The sequence below is a fragment of the Oleiphilus sp. HI0079 genome, from assembly GCF_001635105.1.
On sequence record NZ_LWFT01001372.1, the window covers coordinates 23,326 to 31,686 of the forward strand.

An 8,361-nucleotide genomic window follows, 5' to 3' on the forward strand; every position below is an offset into this window, starting at 1 on the left:
CTTAAAAGCCCCTTTCAGGTACGGTGATAATATCTTGAGGGAAAAGCTGATAGTTCGAATCCAGAACACCCTTCTCGAGAATGTCGTTTAGATAGATCGGATACACCTTCGCACCCTCTACCGTTTGACGATAGAGCTTAGACTCATTCCCGTTCGCAAACGGACTCAAACCTCCCGCCTCCAAAATAACATCAAGCACCGTAATGCCCTTGCGATAAGGGATGGATCGCTGTTGTGCAACCGCGCCAGTCACTCGAATACGGTGAATAAACTCCGCACTGGTTGGATTTGTGACAATCACGGTCACTTTTGGTGTACGAATAAAATCAGCGAGTTTTTCTTCGATGGTCTTGGAAAGCTCGCGAGTGCTTGTGCCATCCACTTTTAAGTCGCCCACAAGAGGCACGGAAATCTTTCCGTCTGGTCGAACCGTGACATTCACCGATAAATCCGGGTTGCGCCAGACATTTACAGAAACCGCGTCCCCTATACCCATAAGGTATTCATCGACGATACCAATACTCGACTCTACCGGTTGCTCATCTACGGTATTAACACTACTACACGCAAACAACCCAGCGACGGCCGTAAACACAATTACTTTCGAAACCACTCGATTAAACATTTCCTATTCCTTTAACTTCCATCTGTGTAAGTCTATAGCCTTTAAAATCAAAGTCCTAGCGCGTTATGTTGAAGATTGTAAAGCCTTGCGCCGAACAACCGACGTGCAGTGCGTCTCGCTCACCCCCAATCACCCTATGCCCAATGTACAAGGATCTAGTAGAAAGTTTAACGAGAGCGACAAAAACAAGGCAAAAATGAACATAAATAGCGAAGCTTATTGGTAATAAGGGCGCCGTTTAAGTTTATTTTTTAACGCAGAATTTGCAATCGCAGTCGCTTTACACGCCAACTAGTGAACACCCTTCCCGAGCAATACCACTTCCACCGTCTGAATCACGATCAGCACATCCATAAAAAAGCTGTGATTTTTCACATAATACAAATCGTATTTCAGCTTATTGCGCGCATCTTGCACTGAGGCTCCGTACGGATATTTCAGCTGCGCCCATCCCATCAAGCCAGGTTTGACTTTGTGCCGCAAATCATAAAACGGTATTTGCTCTTTCAAATCAGTAACAAACTCTGGTCGCTCAGGCCTTGGACCGACAAAGCTCATATCACCAGTAATAACATTCCAGAGTTGCGGCAGCTCATCGAGCCGTGTATTTCGGATAAAAGCACCAACACGCGTAACGCGCGCATCGTTCTTCTGGGCCCAAACCGCTTTACCACCTTTTTCCGCATCTTGTCGCATACTGCGGAACTTATAAATCGAGAACTCTTTACCGTTGTAACCCACCCGCTTTTGGCTATACAAAACCGGCGTCCCGGACTCGAGAGCGACTGCAATCGCAGTCAACAACATAAAGGGCCACATAATGGCTAGCAGCAAGAACGCCACACTTAAATCAAAAATACGTTTCACTACATCTCGTGCTTGCGAGTACGTAAACCCATTTGAATATAGAGCCCAACCTGGTCGAAGCATTGAAATCTCAATACGAGTCAACTCGCGCTCTAAAAACTCAAGCGGCTCGATGACATTGATACCGGCAAGCTTACAGCTCAGCAATTCATCAACAGGTACAGCACCACCTTCACTGCTCCGACGCTCATCAGGTGCAACAACAATTTCCGTAATGCCATGCTGCTTCACATAAGCCAACAGATCTCGAGTAACGGGCACGATTAAGCTCTCGTCCACGACACTGGACTCAGAACCACTGCTCATACAGCCTAGCAACTTAAAACTCTGAATACCCTGCTGCTGCTGAAGGCGCTTAACGATCTCTGCAGCATTATTGCCTGCGCCAATAATAAGCACATGACGCCCTAGGTTGGCGACATCGACGACCATATAAAAAAGAAAACGAACTACGAGCACGCATACAAAAGCAGCGATAACCGCATAAGCGAGTACGCCGCGCCCCATGTACAAACCGGGCACGAGAAAAAACAACGCGGTCAGGGCAATCATCCCCAAAAAGCAATAAGCCACTAGTGTGCGCAACACCATGCCGGTCTTGCCTTCCTGAAACACTGCCGTATAAACACCCATCGCAAGCGAACAACAATTAAGCACCAGAGCAAACAACACGCTTTGCGCCACGGGGTTTTGTAAAAACAGCTCTGTTTCAGAGAAATGGTTGCGGATATCCACCGCGAGAAACAAAGCCCCCATCAGCGTCACGAACTCAATCGCGCCAAGCACAATAAACTTGGTATGAAGGTAATGATTCAGTATTCGAACATGTGCCACGCTATTACATCCTGTTGTAGCTTTACTTGTGATCCTGAGGGAGACAAACTTATGAAATAGAAGTTGCGTTATTATGAACTCAAGACTCTAATATAAAAAGCATAGCTTAGTTATATTGAAGAGAAAGTGCGGTACTTAATTGAATAAGTTCGGCACAAAACGGCTAAGCAAAACCACCTCACACTGTAGTAGACAAAGAAAAGGCAGCAATGGAACAGCAATCTAAAATCTGCGTTATTGGTCAGGGCTATGTTGGTCTTCCCTTAGCAGTAGAATTCGGCAAGCATTACCCCACCATCGGCTTCGACATCAAACAAGACCGTATCGAAGAGTTAAAAAAAGGATTTGATAGCACGCTAGAGTGCTCTAACGAGGAGCTCGCAGAGTCGAGTCATTTGAGCTTTAGCACAGAGCTTTCGGATATTGAAAGCGCAAACGTCTACATTGTTACCGTACCAACACCAATCGACAAATATAAAACGCCGAATCTAACGCCGCTGATCAAAGCTAGCGAGATGCTTGGCAAAGTCGTGAATAAAGGCGACTACGTGATTTACGAATCAACCGTTTATCCAGGCGCCACAGAAGAAGACTGCATCCCTCTGATTGAAAAAGGTTCAGGTTTAACGCTAAACAAGGACTTCTTTGCGGGCTACAGCCCAGAGCGCATTAATCCGGGAGACAAAGAGCACCGCGTCACCAATATTTTGAAAGTAACCTCCGGTTCAACTCCAGAGGCAGCCGAATTCATCGACCAACTCTACGGCAGCATCATCACGGCAGGCACGCACAAGGCGAGCTCAATTCGTGTTGCCGAGGCTGCAAAAGTCATCGAAAACACCCAGCGTGATGTTAACATTGCCTTGGTAAACGAGCTGTCTCTGATCTTCGATAAAATGGGCATCGACACGCTTGAAGTGCTTGAAGCAGCTGGCACTAAGTGGAACTTCCTACCATTTCGCCCAGGCTTGGTTGGCGGCCATTGCATTGGCGTTGACCCTTACTATTTAACCTACAAAGCGCAGTCTATCGGATACCACCCAGAGATGATTCTTTCTGGTAGACGCATCAACGACAATATGTCAGGACATATCGCAGAAAAACTTCTTCGCCTAATGACCGAGAAAAAGATTCAAATGGTCGATGCGAACATTCTTGTCATGGGACTGACCTTCAAGGAAAACTGCCCGGATATTCGCAACACGAAAGTTGTTGACGTGATCCATGATCTTGATGAGTTCCACGCCAACATCGACATATTCGACCCTTGGGCCGATGCAGACGAAGTTGAAGCAGAATACGGTTTGAAGCTAGTATCTGAGCCTGCCAAAGGCCACTATGATGCGGTTCTTGCCTGTGTTGCGCACGATCAGATCAAGGCACTTACTTCAGCAGAGCTAAAAGCACTCTGCAAACCAAACCATGTTATTTACGATGTAAAACACATCTTCGATAAAGACGTGGTTGATGGCAGACTGTAGTAAGATCGCGATAAAGCTCGGCGCCCGATTGAGTTGTGCGCCGAGCTAACATTTATTCGAATCAACGCTGACTAATTACTTACTCGGGGAGTCTCGGCCGTAAGTATCTTCAAAGCGCACGATATCATCTTCCCCTAGATAACTTCCCGATTGCACTTCAATCATCTCTAAAGGAAGAACACCCGGATTTTCCAGACGGTGTGTCACACCAATGGGAATATAGGTCGATTCATTTTCTGAAAGCATGGTCTCTTTATCGCCAATGGTTACTAACGCGGTGCCTGAAACCACAATCCAATGCTCGGCTCTATGATGATGCATTTGAAGAGACAGCTTCGCACCAGGCTTCACCGTAATGCGTTTTACTTGAAAACGATCGCCGGTATCAATCGAATCATAACTACCCCAAGGGCGAGCAACCTCACGATGCAAACTTCCCTCTGAGCGCCCAGCTTTTTGTAGCTGCGCTACAATGGATTTTACTTCCTGAACACGATCTTTGGCGCTCACCAACACTGCGTCTGAGGTATCAACAACCACCAAATTCTCAACACCCACTGCCGCGATCAATTTGTAATCACTAAACAACAGGTTATTGTGAGAATCGTGTGTGAGCACATCACCATGCACCGCGTTATCTTGCCCGTCACGCTCGGACTCATCCCAGAGGGAAGACCAGGAGCCAACATCACTCCAGCCCGCATCCAATGGAACGACCATGGCTCGATCTGTCTGCTCCATAATGGCATAGTCTATCGATTCGTCAGGGCTCAATAAAAAGTGCTCTTCGGCAAGCCGGGTAAAATCGATATCCTTTGAGTGGTTGTCATACGCCTTTTTGATCGGTTCCAGAATATCAGGCCGAAAACGCTCTAGTTCCTCAAGATAAACTGACGCCTTGAACATAAACATACCGCTATTCCAAAAATAGCATCCCGCTTTGAGGTACTGTTCCGCTGTTTCCGCATTTGGCTTCTCAACAAACTCCTCAACAATCGCTGCACCATTGCTCATTGCACCAGATTTAATGTAGCCATATCCCGTCTCAGCGTGACGCGGCACGATACCAAAGGTAGCTAACTTACCCGCCTCGGCGATACTCGCGGCACGTTCAATCGCATCTTGAAACGCGGCGACATCACGAATCACATGATCCGCCGCCAACACCAATAGCAACGCATCTTCGTTATTTGACGCATCTCCAGACACAGCGTCAAGCGCCGCAAGAGCAACGGCGGGTGCCGTATTTCGGCCGACGGGCTCAAGGATTATGCTTTTTGCTTCGCGGCCAGCTTGGCGTAATTGCTCTGCAACAATAAACCGATGCTCATCATTGCAAACAACAATCGGCTCAGCGACACACAGCTCAGTACATTCCTGTCGATCAAGCCGCGACAGCGTCTCTTGAAGCATCGAAGCTTCGCCAATAAGCGACAAAAACTGTTTAGGGAACAACTTCCGAGATAAAGGCCACAACCGAGTTCCACTTCCACCAGCCATAATCACGGGTACAATTTTCTGCATGCTATTTTTCTTCCTTTTATAAGCCTTAAAAAAGACTTTTGATCCTGAGACACAAAATACGGAGACTATACGTAACTATAGCGAAAAACTTCCGGTTAGGAACTTAATTCTTAAAGCAAAAAGGCTGGGACTCGCTGCCCTTTGATAACCGATAACAAAACGAGCAAGAACAAAAACCAGAAAACACATAGCGACCGGCCTCATCGAGCTTGATTCAGACTCCATACCTGTCTACCGTACCCCTATGGCATCGATCAACACCCATTACATTATCAGCGCTCTCGGTGGCGCGCGTCGAAAAGGTCTGGATGCTAACCAGCTAATCCACTCAGCCGGAATTAATGCCGGTAAGCTTGCTCATCCCGACTCCCGATTCGATGTTCAGCAGGTTGCCTTGCTCTATGACGGAATTGCTCTGGCCTTAAATGATGAATTCATGGGCTTTACGGAGCGTCCGATCAAGGTGGGTACCTTTGAGCTAATGACCGAATGGGTCAGTACCGCAAGCACTTTGCGAGAACTGTACGAACGCGGAATCCGCTTTTACAACCAGATTACTGATGAACTGCAGATGTCTTTAGAGGTTCAGGGTGATCACGTCTATCTCACCACTCAGATGAGGCAGCCCGAGCTCGATGCAGAGCACTTCTATATCGAGTATTGGCATGTGATCTGGCATCGCTTTGGCTGTTGGTATATCGATCAACCCATCAAGCTCGTCAGCGCCTACATTAATTACACACCCATTGATCCAATCGAGTTTTCACTATTGTTTCGCTGCCCTACAAATTTCAAAAGCCGCTTCAATCGGCTGGTGTTCCATCGTGACTATCTCGATATGCCGCTGGTCAAAACGCCAACGGATCTAAGCAATTTTTTAAGTAACGCGCCGGTAGACCTTCTCACCATTCCCGGAGAAGACACGAGCATTATCGCCAAAACACGACAGCTACTTGAACCACGCCAACTCCGCACCAACGAGCAACTTATTTTACCTCAGAGTAAAGAGCTTGCCGAAAAGCTAGGAATGAGTGAGCCAACATTACGCCGCAAACTCAGCGCCGAGGGCTCTTCTGTTCAGGATATAAAAAACGAGGTTCGACTAAAGCTTGCCAAGCAGCAACTCAAATCAACCAGCCTAAGTGTAAAAGAAGTCGCCGAGCAGCTTGGTTTTAGTGAGTCTAGAGCCTTTTCCAGAGCGTTTAAGCAATGGACCGGATTAAACCCAGCCAATTACCGAAGGCAGCGACAGCAACTGAAGCACCCTCACCACTAAACACTCGCCCACCCTTAAGCAGCAGGCAAGACGAGCGCCATTTTAGAATCACTACGCTAGTGCGACACGCAATCAAGATGATCAATTATGTCTATTTTTGTTTTCAAATTATGTCTATAAAATTCAAAATTATTATACAAAACTATATTTATCAACATCTTATATAGATCTAAGTAGAACAGACATAGTTTCACTTTTAGCTAGTTTCAATTTAAGATTGTTGCAGTCAACTGGTTAGTGATTGTGCTAACCGCAACTCGAACATATTAAAATAAGCCTGATGCCTTATGAACGATCGCGTTGAAGTATCTATTTCTCTAGAAAATCCTTTTAGTCAAACCGAAGAGCTGAAATTCGAAGTTCCAGGTCAAGCAACCTATCAACCCGGCCCTTACGAGGACAGCCTGAAGAAAGGCTGGGCACTCATCAAGCGACCCAGAAAAGCAGCAGGCGTTAAAGCAATCAGTCGTCAACATGCAAAAAACCGCATGACCATTTGGGAGCGTATTGACGTACTCACCGATGCCGGCGAAACGCCAACGATACTTTTCCAGAACTGGGGGCCAAACCTTGATGGCGCCTCTTTAGTCACTGCGATCGTCAAAATAAACGGCCGGGATGTCGCCCTCTATGGTCATGACTTCACCGTCCGCGCTGGTTCCATGGATGCCACCAACGGCAAAAAACTCGCGCGTTTAATCGAGCTGGCAGCCAAGCGCCGCATTCCTCTGGTCGGGTTGAATGACAGTGCCGGTGCTTATGTTCCCGCTGGCGTTGGCGGATTAGATGGCTACGCAGAAGCCTTTACAGCCCTGCGCAAGATCAGCGGTGTTGTGCCAAGCATTATGTGCATGTTCGGCTTCAATGCTGGCGGGGGCTCCTATCTGCCACGCCAGGGCAGCTTTATGATCCAACCCAAAAACACCTTCTTTGGATTAACTGGCCCAGGCGTTGTGAAAAGTGTTCTTGGTGAGGATGTGACGCCAGACGAGCTAGGTGGCCCTGGAGTGCACAGCCAAAGCGGCGTGACCGACTTTGTGGTGGAAGACGAAGTCGCCGCACTCAAAAAAGTAAAAGAAATTCTCAACTATATCCCAAGCAACAATAGCGAATTGGCGCCGCATCAGCCCACATCTGATTCCCTTAAGCGTCAAACTTGGGACATCGACATTCTATTGAAGAAAGCCTTCAACGGACCAAGCGGGTTTAACACACCTTTGGATGTCAGCATCCTGATACAAGAGCTGTGTGACCATGGCGATTTTCTTGAGGTACAACCAGATCGCGCCAGAAACACCATTACGGCGCTGGGCCGTATGGGTGGCAATGTCATCGGCTTTGTGGCGAACAACAGCGCTGTTGCATCAGGGCAAATTGATATCGCCGCTGCTTACAAAAATGCCCGCTTTATTCGCTTCTGCAACCTTTACAACATACCCGTCATTTTCATGGAAGATACAACCGGCTTTCTACCAGGCAAGGAGCAAGAGACGGCAGGTATCGTGCAAGCTGGCCGAGCGATGCTTGATGCGATCGTTGATCTTCGCACACCACGCTTTTTGGTCATTATCCGTAACGCGTTTGGTGGCGCATACGCCTCTTACAATAATTATCCGACCGGCGCTGATTTTGTAATCGCATTGCCGTCTACTCGCGCAGCCGTGATGGGGCCAGCAGGCGTGGAGTTCGTCTACAAAAATGAGCTACGAGCGATACGTGGTGCGGTAAAAGCAGGAGAAGAAAGCGCCGCTTGG

6 protein-coding genes are annotated in these 8,361 nt (G+C 47.6%); 3 read left to right on the top strand and 3 right to left on the bottom strand.

Going from position 1 to position 8,361, the window contains the following annotated elements; genetic code table 11:
* Position 1: 1 nt before the first annotated feature.
* Together A3750_RS23715 and A3750_RS23720 are read right to left on the bottom strand one after the other, a co-directional pair.
* The gene (locus A3750_RS23715; RefSeq protein WP_082863353.1) at positions 2-625 is read right to left on the bottom strand and encodes an XrtA/PEP-CTERM system exopolysaccharide export protein; all 624 of its coding nucleotides are present in this window, start codon (positions 623-625) and stop codon (positions 2-4) included.
* Positions 626-916: 291 nt separating this feature from the next.
* Positions 917-2,326 carry a TIGR03013 family XrtA/PEP-CTERM system glycosyltransferase gene (locus tag A3750_RS23720; RefSeq protein WP_068521748.1) on the bottom strand — a complete coding sequence of 470 codons (1,410 nt, stop codon included), beginning with the start codon at positions 2,324-2,326 and terminating at the stop codon, positions 917-919.
* A gap of 209 nt (positions 2,327-2,535) precedes the next feature.
* Between A3750_RS23720 and tviB the strand changes: the two genes are divergently transcribed.
* Complete coding sequence (tviB, locus tag A3750_RS23725) at positions 2,536-3,807, top strand: Vi polysaccharide biosynthesis UDP-N-acetylglucosamine C-6 dehydrogenase TviB (protein ID WP_068521745.1); 1,272 nt, start codon at positions 2,536-2,538, stop codon at positions 3,805-3,807.
* Positions 3,808-3,882: 75 nt separating this feature from the next.
* On the opposite strand, the gene A3750_RS23730 is transcribed toward tviB, so the two are convergent.
* Positions 3,883-5,331 carry a mannose-1-phosphate guanylyltransferase/mannose-6-phosphate isomerase gene (locus tag A3750_RS23730; RefSeq protein WP_068521742.1) on the bottom strand — a complete coding sequence of 483 codons (1,449 nt, stop codon included), beginning with the start codon at positions 5,329-5,331 and terminating at the stop codon, positions 3,883-3,885.
* A 244-nt stretch (positions 5,332-5,575) separates the two neighbouring features.
* Here A3750_RS23730 and A3750_RS23735 point away from each other — a divergent pair, with 244 nt between their 5' ends.
* Together A3750_RS23735 and A3750_RS23740 are read left to right on the top strand one after the other, a co-directional pair.
* Entirely contained in the window at positions 5,576-6,607 is a 1,032-nt protein-coding gene (locus A3750_RS23735) for an AraC family transcriptional regulator (RefSeq protein ID WP_068521738.1), read from the top strand.
* A gap of 287 nt (positions 6,608-6,894) precedes the next feature.
* Positions 6,895-8,361 (top strand): acyl-CoA carboxylase subunit beta (locus A3750_RS23740; RefSeq protein WP_068548995.1); only part of this gene is annotated, 1,467 nt, incomplete at its 3' end.

What these genes read in the sequence shown, in the direction of transcription:
- A3750_RS23735 (WP_068521738.1), top strand. Translation starts at nt 5,576, where the DNA reads ATGGCATCGATCAACACCCATTACATTATCAGCGCTCTCGGTGGCGCG.
- A3750_RS23715 (WP_082863353.1), bottom strand. Translation starts at nt 625, where the DNA reads ATGTTTAATCGAGTGGTTTCGAAAGTAATTGTGTTTACGGCCGTCGCT.
- tviB (WP_068521745.1), top strand. Translation starts at nt 2,536, where the DNA reads ATGGAACAGCAATCTAAAATCTGCGTTATTGGTCAGGGCTATGTTGGT.
- A3750_RS23730 (WP_068521742.1), bottom strand. Translation starts at nt 5,331, where the DNA reads ATGCAGAAAATTGTACCCGTGATTATGGCTGGTGGAAGTGGAACTCGG.